A 21,456-nucleotide genomic window follows, 5' to 3' on the forward strand; every position below is an offset into this window, starting at 1 on the left:
AGAAGGTCATTTTTTCATGCATAAAAAAATAAAATTGACATTTTCAGAAAATAAGCAGTATTATATAGACCGGTTGTTATAATAGTGGAGGTAGCAAATCGATACACGCGAAAAACTGGTGGCAACGGCTGCCAGTCTCTTTCAAAAAGAAGGGGTCAGAGCTACTGGTTTGACGCAGATTTTAACGGTCAGTGGTACACCAAAGGGCTCACTTTATTATTATTTTCCAAACGGTAAAGCGCAATTGATTGAAGCCGCGATTACTTATGCTGGCCAGCACATTCTTGAGCATGTGCAACGGGACCTTGATCGGTACAAGGCGCCTGACGCTGCGCTGGCTGGACAACTAGAAAGTATGGCGACCGAAATGCAGGAAAAGGGGCATCTTGGTGGCAATTCAATTAGCTTGATAGCCTTAGAAACAGGCGATGATCCTGAGTTGCAGGCCGCTTGCAGCGCTGTTTTTACCCAGTTAGAAACGCTGTACATCAAAAAGCTCACGTCAGCCGGTATTCCGCCTGACCGTGCCCAGCCACTTGGCCAATTTATTCAAGCCAGCATTGAGGGCGCCATTATTCTTGCCGCAACCAAAGACAATCCTGACTTGTTGCGACAGACCGCGGATCAACTGACCCGCTTGATCAAGCTGGCATTGGCCGCATAAAGCCAATGCCAGTTGTTTGTTTTTATCATTTAACGCGTTCGCCAGCGCAGCAACCTGCATGTAAGGACCTTGGTCGCAATGGTCAAAGTACGACCATCACGCCCAAGGCCACTTACACTCCGGTTGCTAACCGCGCTGGCTCGCGCTCACTATAACGCGCTCGCAGTCGCAGAAACCTACACATAAGGACCTTAAGATTAACTGGCCAAAGACCAGCCAGTTAATCTTAAGCCCGCTTATGCTCCGGTTTCTAAACGCTCCTGCTCGCGCTCACTAAAAAGGAAGTTATCATGCAATTATCACAAACAAAAGAAATGCCGCAAGCTCGCGTTCACGTTGCCCATCCAGCAATGGCCATGATCGGCTTGATGATTGGGGCGTTTGTCGGTATGTTTTCAGAGACGTCGCTTAATATTGCGTTGCCTAGTTTAATGACGGCGTTGAATGTGTCACAGGGCACTATTCAGTGGCTAGTCACAGGTTATATGTTGGTTATCGGGATCTGCATGCCGTTATCCAGCCTTTTATCAAAATGGTATAACACTAAAAAGATCATTCTTTTTGCACTTGGCGCCTTTATTCTGGGCTCGGTTGTGTCTGCGATGGGCGCAGTTTTTCCGGTTGTGCTTATTGGGCGATTGATTCAAGGCATTGGCACGGGGCTGATTTTGCCGCTGATGTTTTCAGTCGCTATGCAGATTTTCCCGCCATATAAATTAGGGACAGTCATGGGGATGGCTGCTTTGGTGATTATGTTTGCGCCTGCTATTGGCCCAACGATTACCGGGCTGGTGCTTGCCAAATTCACTTGGCACTACATTTTTTGGCTATTCGTGCCATTCTTGGTTTTGGCTTTCATTTTCACATTAACTTCGATGGAAAATGTTTATCATCAAACGCAAACACCAGTCGACTGGTTGTCAATTGTTGAATCGTCGATTGGCTTTGCTGGGATTGTGGTTGGAACAACGATGGCGAGTGATGCTGGCTGGCTTTCGCTGGAAGTCGGACTTGCTTTGCTCGTTGGGGTTATCGGTTTAGTTCTTTATGCCCGGCGGCAATTATCGTTAACAAACCCGATGCTGAATTTACGCGTTTTTGCTAATAAACAGTTTACTGTCGGAACGTTACTCGTCATGCTTGATTTTGGGGTGATTCTGGCCTCGATGTATTTACTGCCGATGTATCTGCAACGGGTGATGGGCCTGCCAGTTGCCATGACCGGACTTGTCATGTTACCAGGCGGGATTGTGAACGCTGCTGTTTCTGCGATTGCAGGTCGGATGTATGACAGCCACGGTGCTAAATGGTTATCCCGCGGTGGTTTTGTCATTGCTATCCTAGGCGTGCTGATATTGCTTAACAGTGGTGCACAAAGTCCGTTATGGTGGATTATTTTAGGGCATGTTGTCTTAATGATCGGCGCGCCGTTAGCGATGTCACCTGCCCAGACATATGGGCTGAATAGTTTGAGCGGTGCCGAAAGCGCAGACGGCAGTGCCTTGCTGAACACACTGCAGCAAATTGTCGGCGCCGTTTCAACTGCTGTTGCCACAAGTATGCTCGCGCTCGGTTCGGCCAAAGCCGCTGGACAAACTGGCCTGACAATTGGTTCGCATTTTGGCTTTATGTTCGTCTTGATCCTAGCCATTATCGGACTCATCGTTGCCTTCCAAGTCAAAAAACCACAGGCAAGTCGCGACCTTTAATTAGTATCAGAAACAGAACGGGACTTCATTAATAGCCATCAACCAAGCCAATAATTTCCCTGTACAGCGGAAAATTGTTGGTCTTTTTGGTTTATGAGCTAGGAGCAGTTTATCGGAAAATAAAATTCATTGTCCGTGACCGAGTCGTCGTCAATCTGTTATGCTTAAGCCGTTGTCACAGACGCACTGCACAAGGAGGATCAATATGAGTGAATACGATTTTGATGTCTTGTACTTAGGTAGTGGTCACGGCGCGTTCGATGGTGCTGGACCGTTAGCGGCTTCAGGAAAGAAAGTTGGCGTGATTGAAAGCGACATGATTGGCGGCACTTGCCCTAATTATGGGTGTAACGCAAAAATCACGCTGGATACACCAGTCGTGTTGCAACGTATGGCCGAACGCATGCAAGGCATCGTGTCCGGCAGCATCACGATCAACTGGTCGGAGCTAGTGGCACATAAACAAGCAGTGATCAAACCGCTGCCGACAAATATCGGCAGTAACCTCAAACAAACCGGCGTGACGATCATTCACGGGCATGGGAAATTCATTGATCCGCATAGCATCACAGTTGCTGGCAAAACTTATACGGCCGAAAACATGGTCATCGCTACTGGGCGCCGTCCGCATCACCTCGACATCCCCGGAACTGAATTAGCACATGATAGCCGCGCGTTCATGGACTTGAAAACATTGCCAAAACGAATCGGCATTTTGGGATCAGGTTACATCAGTATGGAATTTGCGACGATTGCCAATGCTGCCGGAGCTGAAGTCAGCGTCTTCATGCATGCAGACAAAGCGTTGCGCGAATTTCACCAGCCATTTGTTAAAGCGGTGATGGCAGACATGACCAAAAGAGGCGTCAAGTTTATCCCCAGTGCAGACGTGCAGGCATTGAAACAGACGGCGCAAGGCATTGCGATCCAATATGGCGATCATCAGGAACAACAAGTTGACTGGGTGTTAGATGCAACTGGTCGAATTCCTAATGATGATCAAATTGGGTTAGAAGCTGCAGGTGTCACCTTTAGTCAACGCGGCATCGCGGTTGACGATCATTTGCGGACGAATGTGCCGAACATTTTCGCGTCCGGGGATGTGCTCGACAAGCCGCAACCCAAGTTGACCCCAACGGCCACTTTCGAATCCTATTACTTGTTTCAGTTGCTCAGCGGCCAGACAACCGACCCCATTGACTATCCAGCGATACCATCGACTGTGTACACAACTCCGCGAATTGCGAAAGTTGGCGTGACGCCAGAAGAAGCTGCTGATGGCGATTACCAAGTTGTTCGCAATCATATTCCCGATGACTGGTACCATCAAACCGATCAGGAAACGATGGGGGATAGCATCCTCATCTTTGATCGGGATCATCATTTGGTTGGCGCAACTGAATTCAGTGCCCAAGCGGAAGATGCGATCAACACCTTATTACCAGCAATTGTCTTCCACTTCAGTAAGCAACAAATGTGGCAAATGGCCCATATTTTCCCTTCTGAAAGTGCTGCGGCTTGGCATAAAATTCGGTGAGGCTGTAGCGGCAATTTTTTAACAAATAAGCGGCATTCAAAAAGACATCGCTTTAGCAGGAACTGCTGCGGCGATGTCTTTTTGAATGTTGGTAAATTTGACTATAGATTTGGATCCATCTTGAAGGTGAGCTTCGATAAGTTAGTGCCCATTGTGATGAGCTTGAACAGGAAATCACGGGTTGTGTCATTGTAGTGCTTGGCAATGGCATGATTTTGTTCAGTCAGATACGTGGTTAAGTCATCGCCACTCATCCCGGCGGCAGCTTGATCAACTTCAGCAATTTTACGACGTGCCCATTCATTGAGATCTTTTTGATAAGCTAAGTCGTCTTCGATGAACTCAGCATAATGCGATTCGACAACCATCGCGAGCGCTTCATAGAGCCAATAAGCTGAGCTCAGATCCATCTTCTTTGGGAACTCGCTATAACTCTTATCCGTATCGGTTGCATTGGTGAAAAACGGTACGTGCGGGCAAAAGGCCGGGATACCGAAGCCGACCCATTGGACGCCGGCTGCGCCATTTTGATTGGCATCACGCATTTGCAGAATATGCGAGTTGGCCGTGCGCGAAAGTGAGATAGCGCGATAAGTCTTGCGGTCGTGTTCATTGCCGTGACCCAACGGATCAAACTTGGTTTCATTGAAGTGGGATTTCATAATGTACTGAATATCTTCAACAGAAATTTTGCGGTTGGCCTTGCGAATGAACGGCAATTCAGCTGATTCCGGATCCTGCTCAATTTCTGGATTAAGGTAGCGTTGGGCGAACCAAACCCGTGGTGTATTGTAGTGGTGATCCTTTTCAGTGTCGGTGCCAAAAATGTGCCGGAAGTTCCAGTGATCGGCGTCAGGATTCAAGTTGTGATCTTTGACGAAATCTTGAATGCCATCTGCCCACATATAGTTGTCCGGATCATTGAAATCAATGTCCTGAATCGCGATTTGGTTGGCAGCAACTGCGTAACAATCGTCAGGAATGCGAACCGCAACCCATTGATGACCGGTGACAATTTCCATATACCAAACTTCGTCTTGATCGTTAAATTGGACACCATTGCCTTCAGCTGAACCGTACTTTTTGACCAGTTCGCCGAGATACCGGACGCCATCGCGGGCACTGTTGATAAACGGTAACACTAAAGTTGTCATGGAGTCTTCCGCGAGTCCATTTTTGATGAAGGGATCATAAGCAAGTACCCGTTCGTTGGCATAAACACTTTCGGTAGCACTTTCGCCGACATTCTTTTCATTAAAACCGTCTTCTTCATTTGGCCCTGCGCTTTGGTCAGCATCGGGCGTGGATGTGTAACGATACCCGGATTCGGGGAGTGGCACAGTCAGGTTGTTATATGGCGATACATAAGTTTCCTTGCGGCCAGTCACAGCTGGTTGAACCACAAAACGTTTTGGATAGATTGCGACTAAGCGATCCTCGTTGCGGGAGATGTAGGTCGCGCCGTCAAGGGATGCTTTTTTACCGACCATCATGGATGTGCAAGCTGAAATTTCAATACGATCAATCATGTTGATTTCCTCCAATAGTTGAGCGCGAGCAGGAGCGTTTAGAAACCGGAGCATAAGCGGGCTTGAATCCAAATGGCCTAAACTTGGTTATTGGATTCAAGTTCCTTATGCATAGGTTTCTGCGACTGCGAGCGCGTTATCGTGTATTTGCGTTGAGACGCTGAATAAGGTGGTCATTTTTGGCAATTTGGTTCAAATAGATCATCAGGCGGTCATCGCGGTGATCGTCTGCTTCGGGGAATTTCTTGGCTAGTTCTTTGCCAATAACGGCGGCGCTGCGATGACCATTGATCTTGCTGAATACAAAACTACCGTATGCATCTAAGTGTAGGTAACTGACGGCAGGAATCTTCATGTGCAGATAATGCCGACAGAATTTTTGGATTGGGTGATTCTGCGGACGGATGATCGTGATTTTTCCGCCTTTTTTAGTGTACTGAATTGCTGGATTTTTTTCATAAATCAAATGTTGTAATGTGTCAGTCGCAGTCATGTGTCACACCTCTTTATTGTTTTTGAGCCTTGCGAGCTGGTTGTTTGATTCGCATCAGTGGGATGACGATGGTTGCCGCCATGATGATGAGCAAGATGACAGCCATGCCATTACTGCCAGCAAAGCCTGCAGGAACACGATTGGATAACACACCAGTGACATGTAGGATAATCCCGATCAGACCAATGATGGAACCGCCCGCGATTAAACCGCTGGAAAGCGAGACACCGGAGGATAACCGGGTTTCGCGTAAGGCCTTGTCTTTCGTCAGTTTTTCGATCAATAATTTGAGCAAGGCCCCCACGAGGATAATGGATGTCGTGGAGATTGGCAGGTAGAAACCTAAGGCAACGGTCATGATGGAGAGACCAAGCATCCAGCAGACAATCGCAATGATGATACCGACGATGATCATGATCCACGGTAGATTACCGGAGAGAATCCCAGTGGTTAGGGTCGCAATCAGGTTAGCTTGTGGTAAACCGAATGGCGGGTTAGCACTCTTAATGGCCAGTTGCGGTGCGAGGATGACGGTTGTACCAACGACAACAACAACACCGATCAAGGCAGCAATCATGAAATACTTCATCATTTCGGAGCGGCGGCCACCGACCAAATAATTAACTTTTTGCGTTTGGGTATAGGCCCCGCCGACTGAAATGGCGGTGACAATGAAGACACCAAAGAGCAAAAGGATTTCATTATGCGCGTTGGCGGTCCAGCCCATTAAGGCAAACACGAGGGTCATGACCACGAGACTTGCAATGGTCATCCCCGATACAGGTGCATTGGAACAACCAATTGTGCCAGCCAGTCGCGCCGAAACGATGACAAACAGCAAAGCTAAAACGAGTGACAAAATACCGGCGATGATAGCGATCACGATGTTGCCAGCTAAGAAAGCACCGACGATGAAGATTGCGATGGCAGCAACAAGTAGGGAAACCACACCGAGCGAATTCTTTTCTTCGCCGACATCATTGCGTGCATTCAATGTTTTTTTAATGGAAGTGACAATGACGGGAATCAATTTAATGGCGCCAATGATCCCACCGCAGAGCATCATGCCGGCGCCGATGTACTTGGTATAGGAGCCAGCGACCATGTCGATGTTCATTTGAGACATCAACATATGGGTGTCATTCCAAACATGGGCACCGCCACCAGCCATTTGAGTGAAATAAGCGATGAGCGGAGTGATCCCGAAGTTCGCTAAAATGGAGCCGGCGAACATGGTGAGCGAAACATCCAAGCCAACGACAAAGCCGATGCCGGCTAGCATGGGATTGACCTCAGTTGAAATTTTCCAGCGATACGACGAGTTGCCGACGAAGGTCATCACACTGTTCACCCAGCCGAAAACCTGAGTGGTCAGCAAAGTGATGATACCGCCGATGCCAAAGCCGATGCCCATATGTTTAAGCGAATCGCCGCCTGCTTCACTGGCATCTAAGGCTTCGGAGATAGCCGTCGATTCTGGGTACATCAGCTTGCCGTTTTCTTCGACAAGTAAGTAGTTTTCAACTAAACTCGCAACACCGACAGCAAACAATACGGCCAAAGCGCCAACTGCGATGCCTGCGAAGAAGTTGACTTTTCCGCCAATAATGATAATGGCTGGCAAGACATAGATCATGCCGCTGGCGATGGATTCACCACCTGAGCTCATGCCTTGCAAAAGATTTTTGCCAAAAATACCTTTCTTTTTGGCAAAGACACCGACCATGCCGGAACCGATAATCGAACCGGGAATCCCAGCAGCAACAGTTAGGCCGGCTTTCATGCCTGAATAGGCGGTAGATGCTGCGAAGATCGTTGCCAAAATGGCGCCCATGATCATGATCGCTGTGCTGCCGCCGCTATTTTCCTTGGCACCATCCGTTGCGTATGGCACATAATGTGTCTTGGCAATGGTATGCTTCGAAAACGTCTTTTCCATGGTGCTTCCCCCCTTTTGAAAGTGAGCGCGAGCCAGCGCTGGCGAGCGCGTTATCGCGTTATGGTGAGAGCATGAGCTAGCCCAGAAACCGCGCTAGCTCACGCTCTGTTTTTATCCGATGAAGTGCCCAGTCGGATCACTTTTAAAGAAATGATCAATGTTATCCGCTACCCGTTCCAAATCGACGTTGCCACCAGAGACAAGGGCAACGACTTTCTTGCCTGCTAGCCATTGCGGTGCGATTTTGTGAGCCTCGAGGGCTGCTGTTGGTAATGCACCGGCGCCTTCTGCCACGGTTTTGGTGCGTTGGAGAAGGTCTTTCATCGCTTCAGCAATTTCTTCTTCTGAGACGAGTACCATCTCATCGACTAATTCCTCAGCTAGGCCAAAGGTGATATTGCCGGGCATGGCGACCGCTGTGCCGTCAGCTAGGGTTGGACCAGTACATTGCCGCGTCAACTTGCCTGCTTGCAAGGAAGCCGTCATGCCGTGGACATTTTCTGATTGGACGCCAACGATGTGAATATAGGGATCAAAATGCTTCAAAACCGTGGCAATCCCCGTAATCAGGCCGCCACCGCCAACTGGTACGATGACGGTATCAACATCCCACAGCTGATCTAAAATCTCCAAGCCGATGGAGCCTTGTCCGGCAATGACCAATGGATCATTGTAGGGGTCAACGATGGTTAAGCCATCTTCCTTGGCTTTTTGTTCCATGAAGGCGCGCGATTCGTCAAAAGTATCACCAGCAAGGACAACTTTTGCACCATAGCCGCTCGTGGCTTGTTGTTTGGCTAATGGCGCTGTTTTAGGCATCACAACTGTCGCATCAATGTTGAGTAAGTGAGCTGTCAATGCAACGCCTTGGGCATGATTGCCAGCACTGGCCGTGATGACACCACGAGCTTTTTCGGTGTCACTGAGATGGCGGATTTTGTTATAAGCACCGCGAAACTTAAATGAACCGGTGAGCTGCATGTTTTCCAGTTTGAGATACACATCGCCGTGAGTAACGGTGCGGCTAAGAAACATGGATTGAATGAGCGGGGTGACGCGGCCAACCTCATGAATGAGATGGCTGGCCTCTTGAACATCTTTTATGCTCACGGTTTGCGTTGCGGTCATCATATTGGCCACCTCCTAATGTTGCGGCTTAAGAGCTGCTTCTAATGAAACAACCGGCAAGTTTAAAGATTCGGCAAGGCCTTTGTTGGTAACTTGGCCGTGATAAAGATTGACGCCAGAAGCCAGCGCAGGATTATTTTTAATGGCGCCATCAATCCCAGATTTTGCGATTGCCAAAAGATATTTGATGTTGCCAACTGCCAGTGCCATCGTCGCTGTGCGCGGTACCGCGCCTGGTTGATTTGGCACGGCGTAATGGATGACGCCGTATTTGGTGAAAACGGGATCATCAATAGAGGTTGGTGCATCAATAGTTTCAACCGTGCCGCCTTGATCAATGGCTACATCTACAAGGACACTGCCCGGTTTCATCGACTGCACCATCGCTGTTGTGACTAACTTCGGCGGCTTTGCGCCCGGAATCAGAATGGTTGAGATGAAGACATCGGCGGTCTTGATAGCCGCGGCGAGATTCTCTGGCGTCGATGGCAGCAGCGTCAAGGCTTCACCTGTAAATTGCTTCGCTAACCAGTCACGGCGGTCTTTTTTAAGTTCGATGATTGTGACGCGACAGCCCATGGCTAATGCCAAACTGGCGGCGTTAAAAGCAGCGTTCCCACCACCGAAAATAATCACCGTGCCTGAAGCAACTTCCGGTGTGCCTGGCAATAAAATGCCTTCACCGCCATGCTGTGCTTCAAGATAATAAGCGCCCATGATGACGGACCGGCGACCTGCGATAGCGCTCATCGGTTTTAGCAATGCCAACTCGCCATTTTCAACGATGGTTTCACCGCCGATAGCTGTCGTGCCGGCAGCTTGCATGGCTTTCACAGTGGCAGGTGAGGAGGCCAAATGTTGGAATCCCCAAACGACCTGACCTGGTTTGAAATACTGATATTCTTCCTCGTCAGGTTCTTTGACTTTGACAACGAGATCACTATCCCAACTCTGAGCGTGACTGACGATAGTGCCGCCAGCCGCAGCGTAATCTGCATCAGGAAAACCTGCACCGACTCCAGCTGATTCTTCAACCAAAACAGTCGCTCCTGCATCAACCAGCTTTTTAACATTTTCTGGTGTGACAGCCACACGACCTTCGCCAGCTTTTTGCTCTTTCACAACGCCAACTTTCACAACAATCAGTCCTTTCTTTCCACCAGCAATGTTAAGGCCTTCACAACAAGTAGCACAACAACTGTGTGATATTTCTCACATATAAAATGTACCCGCTTACAGTTTTACCGATTATTTCTCACCGGATACTTAATTCATACTCTATACGCCGGCAGTTAAAGAACATGTATAAAGAAGAATATTGGTCTTAAATATCAAATATTGTTGACGCAAAAGAGGCATAAAAGACTTGTGACCAAGTGAACTTTGGATAATGATTTTAGAACTCTTTAATTCTAAGTACTAAAATCTCAATAATTCGGGGGAACTTTAATCGGTCTTGATAAGGTTTTTTTGAGAAGAGAAAGATACAGAGCCTTTTTTATTGTTTCTAAATAATATTTGCGCGTATTTAATCCCAAATGCCTAAAAGACACGTGTTTACAAATGATGGATGATTCTCATAAATCGTTTTTGATTTATTTTGGCTTTTTTTTGGTTTTTTTAGACGGAATTTGAGATTTCTTTTGAAAAGGCATCCTAGTGCAGCACAATGTTTTACAATCTAATACCATACCCCTACACTGAATTTAGGGCCTACCTTCTAGGTGACCGCTGCGTGACCACACGCATGAGAGGAAGAGCGAGCATGTATCAAGACTTGAACGGAAAGATTGCAATTGTGACGGGTGGTTCAAAAGGCATCGGCGCTGCCATTGCAGAACGATTTGGCAAAGAGCACATGTCAGTCGTGATCAATTATTTAGGTGATCATGAAGGTGCAAAGCAAGTCGCCGACACCGTGATCAAAAACGGCGGGCAGGCGGTGAGCATCCATGCTGATGTTTCTACAGAAGATGGCATTGCTAGCTTAGTTGAAACAGCAACGGCGCATTTTGGCGGACTTGATGTCTGGGTGAATAACGCTGGCATGGAAATCAAGGAACCAACGCATCAAGTCTCTTTGGAGGACTGGAACAAAGTCATTGCCATTAATCAAACCGGCGTCTTTTTAGGAGCGCGGGCCGCACTGAACTATTTTCTTGAACACCATCAGGCAGGCAACATTATTAATATCACTTCGGTGCATGAACAAATTCCGTGGCCAACCTTCGCGAGTTATGCGGCGGCCAAAGGTGCAGTCAAACTTTTTACCCAGACGATTGCGATGGAATATGCTAAGCAAGGGATTCGGGTCAATGCAATTGGCCCTGGTGCGATTGAAACGCCGATTAACGCCGAGAAATTTGCTGACAAGGCGCAGTATGACCAGACAGTTTCAATGGTACCGATGAATCGAATTGGCAAACCTGAAGATGTGTCAGCTGGTGCAGCATGGCTGGCATCCAGCGAATCCAGTTATGTGACTGGCATTACCTTATTCATTGATGGCGGGATGACTTTATATCCGGCATTTAAAGATGGTCAAGGTTGAGGCGTGATTCATGCACGAGCCTTGCTTGTTTGCCAACTGAATAAAGCAACCAAAAAGCCGTCATCTTGCTCTAAGCAGCAAGGTGACGGCTTTTTGGTTTTTAAAGGTTAAAATTCTCGCCTTTTATATAGATAGGTACTCAGCCACCAAGAAAACGCAAAGGCGACGATCAAAAGTATGGAGAACGCCGTGAGCCAGGGCCGCAAGACTGCTAAGTCAAGGTCTAAGCCGGCTTCAATAAAAACGGCGAGTAACACAATGCCAATCGGTAAATAAGCAGCTAACGGGGCACGTTGGAAGCCAAGCCCAATCATTAGAGGAAACGACAATGTCATTTGTAATAAGACAAGGCCGGTTGCGAAAAATAGCATCCAGATAATGGCATGGTAGTCATGTATCGGGTTGAAACGAGCGATCATGCCGACTGCAACGATGAATGCGGCATAAAGATCAATCATCAGCATGACGAGCAAGCCAAATAGGTAGTGACTGGCGACAATCTCTCGGCGGCGGATAGGCAGCATCGTGTACAACTGTTCCAAGCCATGTCGATCAACACTGGCAAACGGCATCATCAAGATACCAACGCTAGTACCGGTGATAGCGCCAGCAAGTGGTGTGGCGGCATCACCATTCAAGAAGGCAATGAGCACGATCAGAAAAGCAACCAGATATGACCACCAGCGGTATTTATGCGTGCCGGAGTAAAGCGCACCCATGTCTAAGGCGACAAGTTTGGTAACATTACGCATGGGGATGCCCTCCTTTACCAAACGCGATCATCAATGTTTCTAAATCGACAGGTTCCTGAATCATGTTGTCGGGCAACATTGCTGCTTGGTCAGCTGGCCATACACCGGAGAAACCGACCGGACTTTCCTGCAACCCAATTAAGGTGGCTTTGATTGCAGCAGTCAAATCGTTCGGTCCGCCTTTAATCAAAAGATAGCGGTCAAGGAGATCGCTGAGTGGACCAGTGAACGTGATTTTACCAGCCAACAGATAAGTGACATAATCCGCCACTTTAGCGAGCTCCATGATGCTGTGTGTCGAAATAAGAACGCTGTGTTGCTCATCGCGAATAAAATCTTGCAGAATGGCAATCAATTCATCACGCGCAATCGGATCTAAGCCAGAAGTGGGTTCATCTAGGATCAAGAGCTTAGGATGATGTGCCAAAGCGGCCGCTAACTGTAACTTGATTTTGGTGCCCATCGACAAATCGTGATACTTAGGCTTGGTTGGAATATCAAAGTCACGCAGCAGTTGCTGGAAATAAGCCGTGTCCCAATTAGGAAAAAACGGTCCAACATAACGATTGACAGCTTCTGCTGGCCATGAGTCAGGATAAACCGCGCCATCTAAAACAATCCCAAGTTGATCGCGAATCGCTTCGCGGGCTTGTGGCGTCGTTTGACCAAGTACCGAAATGTTACCTGAGTCTGGTTTGATCATATCCAAAATGGCTTTGATTGTGGTCGTTTTGCCTGCACCATTGGGACCAATGAAGCCCATGATGTAGCCAGCGGGTAAACTAAAACTGACATTAGCAAGTTGATAATCGGCATAGCGTTTGGTCAAGTTCGTAACGGTTAGCAGATCAGTTGTCATTGTCAGTGTCTCCCTCCGTGTGCATCAATGTATCCAACATCGTGTGTAGTTCTTCAGGTGCAATGCGCGCCATTTTGGCAGTATCGATGGCTTGATTCAGATAGGTCTCAATTTCACGCAAAGCGTTTTCCTTCACAAGTGCACTGTCTTGACCCAAAACATAGGCGCCTTTGCCTTGCACATTCGTAATGAATCCAGCTGCTTCGAGTTCGTGATAAGCGCGGGTGGTGGTGATCACACTGATCCGTAAATCTTTTGCCAGACTGCGAATTGATGGCAGTTGTTCATTCACCTTTAATTGACCAGAAAGAATTGCAGTCTTGATCTGGTCTTCAATTTGCTCATAAATCGGTTTGCCGGATTGATTCGAAATAACGATCCGCATGGTTAACCTCGTTTCATGATTTAACAGGTTTAGGTTTGCGGGCGGCGCGTTGTAGTTGCCATGAGCGTTTGAAAGCTTTCAACATGCCGCCATCTGAATAGCTTAACACATTGGTCTGGTAAAATTTGACGGTGAGCCAAGTGAATAAGATTAGGAAAACGAGATTGATGCCTAATGCTGACCACCCGGCAACAGCAGTGACCTGTCCTGCGCCTAGGCGAACCGGCATCATCATGGTCGATAGGAAGGGGATGTAGCTGGCGATGTTAAGGATCGGTGAGGTTCCGCCAGCAACAATCAAAGCGCCGAAATAGCCTAGCATTCCCAGCATAACGATTGGGGTCGTGGCTTGGCCGATTTGTTCTTGATTAGCAACCAGTGAGCCAGTTAAAGCAGCTAAAACGGTGTAAGTGAGCGTGCCGACAAAAAAGAAAGCGAGACTGAAAATCAGCATATTTAAGCTGATACCGCTGAGATCAATGTTCGTCATCAAACTGGATAGCGGATTCTTCGGTAAACGTTGCAGTAAGAGACCACCGGCAAGCGTCACAACGCCGTAGATCGCCATTTGGACGGCCATCAAGGCTAAAATACCCAGCAGTTTACCAAAAAACTGTGCTTGCGGCGTGATGGCAGTGAGGATGGATTCCTCAATGCGGGAGCCTTTTTCAGTGCCGATTTCCTGTGCCATCATGGAAGCGTAGCTAATGACAAAGGTATATATCAGCATGCCGAGAATAAACCCGACCATAGCGCCTGATTTTTGAGTCTTGGCAGACCGGCTGACAAGTTTTCCTTTATCAACGGAGACACTGCTGGTGGCCAGCTGGGGTGTCGCGAAAAGACTTTGCAGTTGCGTGGTCGATAATTTCAACTGAGCCGCAACTTCTTTAGTATGTGCCTGTGCTAAGACGCTTTGCAGCTGGGTTTGGTTGATACCATTGCCATCAGTTCGTTCAATGAGGCTGGCATGGGTGGTTGGTTGCGTACTGATGGTCAAGACCCCATCAAGATCTTCGTCAGCCATCGCGCGCTTGGCCGCTGCCGTTGACGAATAGCTGATGTAGCGTTGATCATCATCACTGCTTGCTTTCAGCGTGCTGGTCAATGCTGGGCTGGACGTCACGACACCGATTTTGCTAGTTTGATTAGTTTGATTCATCAGCCAAAAAACCCCGCCGAAAACAGCGGCCAGCACCAACGGACCGATCACGATCCACAACCAGGTTTTACTTTTAAGATTCTTGAAGAAGACTTGGCGGAAAATCACATCCATTTTTTTCATGACTAGGCCTCAACTTTCATTCGGAAGATTTCATCTAGGGAAGGTGCTTGCTGACTGAATTCAGGAATATAACCTTGTTGGGTGGCCGCTGTGAAAATGTCATGACCGGCTTGTGGCTCAGCCAATTTAACGAGAAACCCTCGGGAGCGTTGGGCGACACCGACCACGCCGGGGAAGGATAGCAATTGTTCTTGGGTGAGAGGAGATTGAATGTAGAGGCGAGTTTGGCCGAATTGATCGCGAATATCATTGAGAGCACCTGATAAAACGACTTCGCCATTTTTCAACATCACCAATTTATCGGAAATGGCCTCAACATTGCCCATGTCGTGGCTAGAATAAATAATGGCACTTCCAGCATCCCGCAACCGCCGAATACCAGCTTCAAGCAAGCCAGCATTCACCGGATCTAAGCCGGAAAAGGGCTCATCTAAAATGATGAACTGCGGGTTGTGAATCATGGCCGCAATGAGTTGAACTTTTTGCTGATTACCTTTAGAGAGATCTTTGACCAAATCGGTTGGCTTACCTTTGACCTGAAATTGATCTAGCCATTGATCCAGAACAGCCATCACCGCAGCGCGTTTCATGCCATGTAATTCTCCGAAAAAACAAATCTGATCAACAACGGTCATTTTGGGATAAAGACCACGTTCTTCGGGGAGATAACCAATCGTCTCACGGCTGAGCAAAGATAGCGGTTGATCGTTCCAAGTCATATTACCGTGATCAGCTTGAAGCAAATTGAGTAGCATGCGAAAAGTGGTCGTTTTACCAGCGCCGTTTTGACCGATCAAGCCAAGAATTTCACCGGGTTGGATCGTGAAGGAAACATCGTGAACAGCAGTTGCTGAACCAAATCGTTTCGTTAAGCCTGTGACAGTGAGCATGGCGAACATCTCCTTTGATGTGTCTATACTGTATATGTAATATATACACAGTATAGACAGCGGATGAAGAAAAGGCAAGTAGTTGATGTCGGTTATTTTTGAGGAAAAAACCCAATTTCCTCCTGGGACTTATGATTTGTTTAGTGCCAAATAATCGTAGGAATGAATTCAGGCTAAAACTTTCTTGCCATGCCAAACTCCGCAATCTCCGGCCAGATGGGGTGGCGACGCGGAGCTAGAGCGGAGACGGCGCTTCGAGACCGCAAAGCCCGCGGTCTCGAAGTCGCCTAACAACATCAGCGACAAAGCCCGGTCGCTGTGTTGTTTGCACGGCTGAGCCCCATCTGGCCTATGATTGCTCCGCCTTGGCACTAGGATCTTTAAATCCCAATAAAAATTATCCATGATAAAAAAACGAACAGTTTCCCTTGTGCAGGAAAACTGTTCGCTTTATTTGACGACTGTGAATGATGTTCTCACCTGTTCCTGCTGTTGGCGCCAGCAGGGAAGCCTATAACGCGTCGATTTCTAACCGGGCTTGCTCATGCTCGATCGTAGCGCGTTCGCCAGTTCTGTTTCTGGGCTAGCGAACGCCTACCACTATTCCGCTTGCGCCACTGCTTGGCTTAAGGACATGACGTCGCGGACGATCATCAATTCTTCATTTGTGGGGATGACCAGTGTTTTGACCTTTGAATCAGCTGCAGTAATGTCACCTGCGTTATCGTGGATTTGAGTGTTTAAGCTCGCATCAATCCGCGCGCCGAGATAATCTAAAGATTGCATGACGCGTGCCCGAATGTCACTGCTGTGTTCGCCGATGCCAGCTGTGAAGACTAGGACATCGACACCGTCCATCAAGGCGGCATAAGCACCGACATATTTAACAATGCGGTTCACAAAGATATCAAGCGCCAGTTTGGCTCGCGGGTTAGTCGGCGCAGCGGCTTCAAGGTCGCGAACATCATGACTAATGCCGGAGATCCCGCGTAAGCCTGACTCTGTGTTTAAGATATCAATCATTTGATCGACATCGGTGATGGCAAGTTTCTTCATCAGATAGCCGATGAGTGACACATCAACATCGCCTGAACGCGTGCCCATCGTGACACCGGACAAAGGGGTAAAGCCCATCGATGTGTCAACCGATTGCCCGTTTTGGATGGCCGTGATGCTTGACCCCGCCCCAAGATGCATCACAATCATTCGCATTTGTGCCAATGGTTTGCGAAGCATTTTGGCGGCGTGAGCACTCACATAGCGAACGCTGGTTCCATGCGCACCGTATTTACGGACACCATACTTTTGATAATACTCATACGGAATACTGTAAAGATAATTGACTGGTTTCATGGTTTGATGAAATGCGGTATCAAATACTGCGACTTCAAGTGCCCAAGGCATCATTTTGCGAAAGATGGCGATACAGTCGGCTTCAACCGGATTGTGGAGCGGAGCATAATCACGCAGAGCACGAATCTGCGCCAGAACACGATCATCAATGACAATTGGGGCGGAAAATAATTCCCCGCCAGCTACCACGCGATGGCCAATGCCGGTAATTTCATCCAAATTTTGTACGAGTCCGAGTGTTTGCAGGTTAGAGAGCAGGTTGGCAACAGCGTCACGATAATTGCAAATTGGGGTAGCGCTTTCGTAAGCTTGATCAGTACCATACTTGATCTTGACGGTTGATTGTTTCAGGATGTCAGTCGCGCCTTCTGCAAGCTGGCGCTCACTTGGCATCTCGAACAGCTTCCATTTGAGTGAGGAGCTGCCAGCGTTGATGGAGAGAACTTTTGCCATGTTTGATCACTCTTTCACTTTTGCTTTACATACATCATACCACTGAAAAAGCCCAATGTTTGTGAAAACGTCGGGCTGAAATATTACAATTTCAATTTTTAAAAAGTTGGTATGATGCAGAATCCGGATGTAACAAGTGTGGCGGGCTATTTAATACTTAATTTTTCGTTAGGAAGATCACAAAGAAAGCCGACTGAGTCTAGATTTGCTGGTTCTATTGTTAGCTGAACTTTATCCGCCGGTACTTACTTTTCTATCAAAAAGGATAGGCATATATGAAGTCCAGACGATCAATGATCTCGTCGCAATAATTGCTGAGTGAGCTTGCGTAGCTCTTGCTTAATGCGCGCATCAGGCAATGGCGCGAGGGCGTTGATAGCCTTATCAGTGTAGCGAGTGGCGAGTTGACGGGCTTGGGGCAAGCCGTGTTCACTGACAATTGCCGCAATTCGGTCGCTATTGGCAGCGATTTTTGCTGCGGTCCCGACCAGTGGGGCGAGTTGTTCGGGGACGTTTTGATAGGCATAAATTAACGGAAGTGTGACAATGCCATTATGTAAATCTTCGAGCACCGGTTTATTCAGCGTATCAGTTGTTTGGGTGTAATCCAACAAGTCATCAATCATCTGAAAGGCCATGCCTAGTTGGCGGCCAAAACGATACGCGGCTTTTTTTTCGGTAAAGTCTAGTTGACCGATTGTCGCACCAGTGTAAGTTGCCAAAGCAAAAAGTGCTGCCGTTTTGCCGGCGATGGCTTTCAAGTATTCGGAAACACTTGGAATGAGTGGCGCGCTGGGACCATTTTGGTCAACTTCTCCCATAAAGATGTGCTTCATGACGCGCGCATTGGTCGCTAAATCGGTTGTTGCTGGATTTTGTTCGCTTAATAATTGAAAATAGATGGCAAAGAGGAAATCGCCAGCATAGATTGCCTCACGATTGCCTGATTTAGCTGAGACGGTATCGGAACCGCGGCGCAGGTCGGCGTGGTCAAGTACATCATCGTGAACCAAGGTCGCGAGATGTAAGGCCTCAATCGCAGCGCCGGCGGTTATGAGATCGTCGTTGTCAGGGTTGCCTAAACGCGCTAGCATAAGCATTAGCCCGCTGCGCAGCATTTTGCCGCCAGCGTTGATCTGTTGCTGGATCAATGCGTGGACTTGCGGCTCACGCAAAACAGCGACGTGTTCAAGCCGTTGCTGAATCTGTTCGAGTTGTTGATAGACCATGGGGAATCGGTGCCACAGTGGATGAATCATGCATTTTCTCTCTTTCCTATAGACATATTCACTCTACTGTATGTGATTCTTAAAAGTCAATTGTTGGAGGTTGTCATGTCTTTATCTGTTTTTCTTGAGTTGGTTGAGATCAAGGCCAAAACGGCTTCAGTTTTTCCGTTTTTATTAGGCACATTGTTTGCCTGGTATCATTATCATACGTTACATATCGCTGAATTACTGGTTTTCTTTGTGGCCATGTTGCTGTTTAACATGGCGGTGGACGCGAACGATAATTATCAAGATTACAAACGATCAGAGCGCACAGAAGCGTTGCGTTTTCGCGAGAAGACTAACATTATTGGGGTTCATCATCTCAACCCGAGCATGATTGGGTGGATGGTTGTTGGTATGATGGTAACCAGCGGTGTGTTGGGCCTCTGGATGGTGAGCCGCACGGGGTGGCCCTTGCTGGTGATGGGATTGTTTAGCTTTGCAGTCGGCTATGGTTATGCTGGCGGTCCGCGACCAATTTCGGCCACGCCGTATGGGGAATTTTTCTCAGGATTTACGATGGGTTTCGTGATTTTCCTAATTGCCGTTTATGTCAACGTCTTCAATGTTACCGCCTTTTCATGGCCGTTGATCGGAGCGGTTTATCTTGCCAGCGGATTGGCACAATGTACGATTGCGGCCTTGTTGCTGGCCAATAATATTGCCGATCAAGAAGAGGACGAAACACTCAAGCGCCGAACGATTGTGCATTATCTGGGTCGGTCGCGTAGCATCATCTTCTTCTATGGATTATATACGGTTGGCTTTTTGATGCTGATTGCCGCGGTTGTGCTGGGGTTACTGCCAAAATTAACCTTGCTAACGCTGATTACCGTGCCCATTGTGGTGAAGAACGCGCGCGGTTTTGCCGCCAATCCGGTTAAAAAACTGACTTTTCCGAATGCCATCAAGAATCTTTTTATCACGACGTTGGCCCAGGTTGTCTTTCTCGCATTAGGCGTCTTCTTGAATATCTGACCCGAATATCACGATGGAGGTTTTCATGAGCATTGCAATCCGACCATTTGTCAAAAAAGATCTGACCAGATTTGTTTCCGCAATCTCGCCATTGCTGTCGCCTTCAGCCGTAAACTTTGCGTTGATCACGGATACCCACGATAAGGCAAAATTTGCCACCACTTATTATGGACCTACTGGATACTGGCATGTACGCGAACAGCAATGGTTAAGTGACCAATTACCACTGGCACTCCGGGTCCATCTTGGCGACTTGGTGGATGGGTCCGAGGCACCATGGCTGACTCGACTGCGATTACGGAACATCATGGCTGATTATCAAAGCGGTTCTGTCCCGTTTCTGGTGACAAAAGGCAATCATGACGATAATGACAAGTTTGCCGAAAAGCGGGCAGGGCATCGCGGCAGCTTTTTGCCAGAAGTGAACCAGACGATGATTTTTAGACCAAATGCTGAGCAGATAGGGGTGGCTGTTTCGCAAGAAGGGCTAATGGTTCAAGACTTTCCTAACTTGCGGATCATTGTTTTGAATACGGCAGATGTCCCTTTGATTGATGGTCACAAGGCTTTTGATGTCAAGAAAACACTTGCGGTCTCATTCGCTCAGCTCCGGAATTTTGCATTGGCATTAAAAGGTGCTGGTAAGCGAGATGTCTTGTTGTTGAGCCATGCCCCAGCCCTGAAGGAAAATGGCCAGCCGGCACTGAAATTTAATGGCCGCGCTGTCCATGAGTTATTGCGAGCCTTTAACTTCCACGCGAGCGGGGTGTTGCATACTGGCGAGGCACCAGCGTTTGGCGGTCGTCTGCGGTTTGACTTTAGGCAGTCAAGCGGCCGAGTGGTTGGTTATTTAGCTGGGCACTATCATTTAGAAGCAGATTACATTGTTAATGGCATTCATTACAGCCTGCAGAATACAAGCGCGTTGATGGGCCGTCATCACGGTCTAACAACCAAGTTTAATCGCCGGTATGATCGACGTTTTGGTTTGCCGAGCGAATATGCCGGTTATGTGGTGAGTGTGGATACGCAACAGCGGCTGCTTAGCTTATATGGCTATGGTGCTGCGAGCCGTGTTCGGCGTTTTCAGTATTGAGCGCGGATGGAACGATTTTTTTAAATAAATGACGTGATTAGCTTGCAAAGTTAGCGCTTACATGATACACTTTAATTGAAGTTAAGGAAGAACCAAAAGGTCGATGCAGGAACCGAGCATTACGATCCTTGTCTAGCATTACCAAGACGAACCAGCTCGAAAGTGATGTGTGTGTCGCAAAGCACGAATAGACAAATAGAGCGTTGGTGCAGTAAGTATCTGCGCCACCAGTCGTACGATTCATGTTCCAACTGACCAAAGATGAACACACATGGAGGTACGAGGCTAATAAAAAGACTCAGTAATCCAAGCGGGGCAATGAGCTTCCCATAGATGTTCAATAGGGTGTGTCAATAGGACCACCAAACAACGCCTAGTTATAGGGCAACATCATTTCAACACTCGTCGTTCCGTACAAGTGAATAAGTATTTTTTAGAAGGTGTCGCAGTATTAAGGTTATCGAAGAAGGTTTTACAATTAGTACCAAGAAAAGTTTTGAGATTATTGCATCGGTCAAATCCTTAACTTAGGAGATCCAAGTTCACCTGTAGGAACTTGGATCTCTGTTTTTTTGCGTTTTTTT

18 protein-coding genes and 1 pseudogene are annotated in these 21,456 nt (G+C 47.7%); 6 read left to right on the plus strand and 13 right to left on the minus strand.

The annotated features are described in order from the left end of the window. Positions 1-97 precede the first annotated feature (97 nt). The 3 genes from ACWPAB_RS07125 (at position 98) to ACWPAB_RS07135 (ending at position 3,910) form a co-directional block, all read left to right on the plus strand. The gene (locus ACWPAB_RS07125) at positions 98-664 is read left to right on the plus strand and encodes a TetR/AcrR family transcriptional regulator (protein WP_003580474.1); all 567 of its coding nucleotides are present in this window, start codon (positions 98-100) and stop codon (positions 662-664) included. A 290-nt stretch (positions 665-954) separates the two neighbouring features. After that, positions 955-2,373 (plus strand): DHA2 family efflux MFS transporter permease subunit, encoded by a 1,419-nt coding sequence (locus tag ACWPAB_RS07130; RefSeq protein ID WP_003580472.1) that lies wholly within the window; start codon positions 955-957, stop codon positions 2,371-2,373. A 205-nt stretch (positions 2,374-2,578) separates the two neighbouring features. Continuing rightward, positions 2,579-3,910: a dihydrolipoyl dehydrogenase family protein gene (locus ACWPAB_RS07135; RefSeq protein ID WP_003580470.1), complete on the plus strand. Its 1,332-nt coding sequence runs from the start codon at positions 2,579-2,581 to the stop codon at positions 3,908-3,910. Between the two features lie 101 nt (positions 3,911-4,011). On the opposite strand, the gene ACWPAB_RS07140 is transcribed toward ACWPAB_RS07135, so the two are convergent. From ACWPAB_RS07140 to ACWPAB_RS07160, 5 genes are all read right to left on the minus strand, one after another. Next, positions 4,012-5,439 carry a C69 family dipeptidase gene (locus ACWPAB_RS07140; RefSeq protein WP_003585427.1) on the minus strand — a complete coding sequence of 476 codons (1,428 nt, stop codon included), beginning with the start codon at positions 5,437-5,439 and terminating at the stop codon, positions 4,012-4,014. A gap of 136 nt (positions 5,440-5,575) precedes the next feature. Next, positions 5,576-5,932, minus strand: coding sequence for a hypothetical protein (locus tag ACWPAB_RS07145; protein WP_003566913.1), 357 nt, complete (start codon positions 5,930-5,932; stop codon positions 5,576-5,578). A 13-nt stretch (positions 5,933-5,945) separates the two neighbouring features. Next, on the minus strand, positions 5,946-7,871 hold the full coding sequence (locus tag ACWPAB_RS07150) for an OPT/YSL family transporter (protein ID WP_016382147.1): 1,926 nt from the start codon (positions 7,869-7,871) through the stop codon (positions 5,946-5,948). Positions 7,872-7,982: 111 nt separating this feature from the next. After that, the gene (tdcB, locus tag ACWPAB_RS07155; RefSeq protein ID WP_003580463.1) at positions 7,983-9,002 is read right to left on the minus strand and encodes a bifunctional threonine ammonia-lyase/L-serine ammonia-lyase TdcB; all 1,020 of its coding nucleotides are present in this window, start codon (positions 9,000-9,002) and stop codon (positions 7,983-7,985) included. A gap of 12 nt (positions 9,003-9,014) precedes the next feature. Continuing rightward, a complete protein-coding gene (locus ACWPAB_RS07160; RefSeq protein WP_003580461.1) occupies positions 9,015-10,136 on the minus strand; it encodes an alanine dehydrogenase in 1,122 nt (373 codons plus the stop codon). Between the two features lie 628 nt (positions 10,137-10,764). On the opposite strand from ACWPAB_RS07160, the gene ACWPAB_RS07165 reads away from it, so the two are divergent. Continuing rightward, positions 10,765-11,550, plus strand: coding sequence for an SDR family oxidoreductase (locus ACWPAB_RS07165; protein WP_003571168.1), 786 nt, complete (start codon positions 10,765-10,767; stop codon positions 11,548-11,550). Positions 11,551-11,657: 107 nt separating this feature from the next. Here the strand turns inward: ACWPAB_RS07165 and ACWPAB_RS07170 are convergent, their stop codons facing one another. From ACWPAB_RS07170 to ACWPAB_RS07205, 8 genes and pseudogenes are all read right to left on the minus strand, one after another. Next, positions 11,658-12,302 carry an ABC-2 transporter permease gene (locus ACWPAB_RS07170; protein WP_003580448.1) on the minus strand — a complete coding sequence of 215 codons (645 nt, stop codon included), beginning with the start codon at positions 12,300-12,302 and terminating at the stop codon, positions 11,658-11,660. Continuing rightward, the gene (locus ACWPAB_RS07175) at positions 12,295-13,161 is read right to left on the minus strand and encodes an ABC transporter ATP-binding protein (protein ID WP_003576081.1); all 867 of its coding nucleotides are present in this window, start codon (positions 13,159-13,161) and stop codon (positions 12,295-12,297) included. Before ACWPAB_RS07175 ends, ACWPAB_RS07170 begins: the two co-directional genes overlap by 8 nt. Further along, positions 13,151-13,546, minus strand: a complete 396-nt coding sequence (locus tag ACWPAB_RS07180) for a GntR family transcriptional regulator (protein ID WP_003566897.1) — start codon at positions 13,544-13,546, stop codon at positions 13,151-13,153. The genes ACWPAB_RS07175 and ACWPAB_RS07180 overlap by 11 nt, the downstream gene beginning before the upstream one ends. 13 nt (positions 13,547-13,559) lie before the next feature. Further along, positions 13,560-14,831 carry an ABC transporter permease gene (locus ACWPAB_RS07185; RefSeq protein WP_003580446.1) on the minus strand — a complete coding sequence of 424 codons (1,272 nt, stop codon included), beginning with the start codon at positions 14,829-14,831 and terminating at the stop codon, positions 13,560-13,562. A 2-nt stretch (positions 14,832-14,833) separates the two neighbouring features. Beyond that, the gene (locus tag ACWPAB_RS07190) at positions 14,834-15,721 is read right to left on the minus strand and encodes an ABC transporter ATP-binding protein (RefSeq protein ID WP_003566893.1); all 888 of its coding nucleotides are present in this window, start codon (positions 15,719-15,721) and stop codon (positions 14,834-14,836) included. A gap of 173 nt (positions 15,722-15,894) precedes the next feature. Then, positions 15,895-16,093: pseudogene (locus tag ACWPAB_RS07195) on the minus strand (hypothetical protein). A gap of 228 nt (positions 16,094-16,321) precedes the next feature. Then, positions 16,322-17,527 (minus strand): acetate kinase, encoded by a 1,206-nt coding sequence (locus ACWPAB_RS07200; RefSeq protein WP_003566891.1) that lies wholly within the window; start codon positions 17,525-17,527, stop codon positions 16,322-16,324. 290 nt (positions 17,528-17,817) lie between these two features. After that, on the minus strand, positions 17,818-18,786 hold the full coding sequence (locus ACWPAB_RS07205) for a polyprenyl synthetase family protein (protein ID WP_016367266.1): 969 nt from the start codon (positions 18,784-18,786) through the stop codon (positions 17,818-17,820). A gap of 75 nt (positions 18,787-18,861) precedes the next feature. Here ACWPAB_RS07205 and ACWPAB_RS07210 point away from each other — a divergent pair, with 75 nt between their 5' ends. Both ACWPAB_RS07210 and ACWPAB_RS07215 read left to right on the plus strand, forming a co-directional pair. Next, positions 18,862-19,776, plus strand: coding sequence for a 1,4-dihydroxy-2-naphthoate polyprenyltransferase (locus tag ACWPAB_RS07210; RefSeq protein ID WP_003580444.1), 915 nt, complete (start codon positions 18,862-18,864; stop codon positions 19,774-19,776). A gap of 25 nt (positions 19,777-19,801) precedes the next feature. Then, complete coding sequence (locus ACWPAB_RS07215; protein ID WP_003585415.1) at positions 19,802-20,872, plus strand: metallophosphoesterase family protein; 1,071 nt, start codon at positions 19,802-19,804, stop codon at positions 20,870-20,872. The last annotated feature ends 584 nt before the right edge of the window (positions 20,873-21,456 follow it).

This window comes from Lacticaseibacillus sp. 30 (assembly GCF_053819265.1).

What these genes read in the sequence shown, in the direction of transcription:
- ACWPAB_RS07145 (WP_003566913.1), bottom strand. Translation starts at nt 5,932, where the DNA reads ATGACTGCGACTGACACATTACAACATTTGATTTATGAAAAAAATCCA.
- tdcB (WP_003580463.1), bottom strand. Translation starts at nt 9,002, where the DNA reads ATGATGACCGCAACGCAAACCGTGAGCATAAAAGATGTTCAAGAGGCC.
- ACWPAB_RS07130 (WP_003580472.1), top strand. Translation starts at nt 955, where the DNA reads ATGCAATTATCACAAACAAAAGAAATGCCGCAAGCTCGCGTTCACGTT.
- ACWPAB_RS07135 (WP_003580470.1), top strand. Translation starts at nt 2,579, where the DNA reads ATGAGTGAATACGATTTTGATGTCTTGTACTTAGGTAGTGGTCACGGC.
- ACWPAB_RS07190 (WP_003566893.1), bottom strand. Translation starts at nt 15,721, where the DNA reads ATGCTCACTGTCACAGGCTTAACGAAACGATTTGGTTCAGCAACTGCT.
- ACWPAB_RS07200 (WP_003566891.1), bottom strand. Translation starts at nt 17,527, where the DNA reads ATGGCAAAAGTTCTCTCCATCAACGCTGGCAGCTCCTCACTCAAATGG.
- ACWPAB_RS07175 (WP_003576081.1), bottom strand. Translation starts at nt 13,161, where the DNA reads ATGACAACTGATCTGCTAACCGTTACGAACTTGACCAAACGCTATGCC.
- ACWPAB_RS07180 (WP_003566897.1), bottom strand. Translation starts at nt 13,546, where the DNA reads ATGCGGATCGTTATTTCGAATCAATCCGGCAAACCGATTTATGAGCAA.
- ACWPAB_RS07210 (WP_003580444.1), top strand. Translation starts at nt 18,862, where the DNA reads ATGTCTTTATCTGTTTTTCTTGAGTTGGTTGAGATCAAGGCCAAAACG.
- ACWPAB_RS07165 (WP_003571168.1), top strand. Translation starts at nt 10,765, where the DNA reads ATGTATCAAGACTTGAACGGAAAGATTGCAATTGTGACGGGTGGTTCA.
- ACWPAB_RS07170 (WP_003580448.1), bottom strand. Translation starts at nt 12,302, where the DNA reads ATGCGTAATGTTACCAAACTTGTCGCCTTAGACATGGGTGCGCTTTAC.
- ACWPAB_RS07140 (WP_003585427.1), bottom strand. Translation starts at nt 5,439, where the DNA reads ATGATTGATCGTATTGAAATTTCAGCTTGCACATCCATGATGGTCGGT.
- ACWPAB_RS07205 (WP_016367266.1), bottom strand. Translation starts at nt 18,786, where the DNA reads ATGATTCATCCACTGTGGCACCGATTCCCCATGGTCTATCAACAACTC.
- ACWPAB_RS07215 (WP_003585415.1), top strand. Translation starts at nt 19,802, where the DNA reads ATGAGCATTGCAATCCGACCATTTGTCAAAAAAGATCTGACCAGATTT.
- ACWPAB_RS07185 (WP_003580446.1), bottom strand. Translation starts at nt 14,831, where the DNA reads ATGAAAAAAATGGATGTGATTTTCCGCCAAGTCTTCTTCAAGAATCTT.
- ACWPAB_RS07150 (WP_016382147.1), bottom strand. Translation starts at nt 7,871, where the DNA reads ATGGAAAAGACGTTTTCGAAGCATACCATTGCCAAGACACATTATGTG.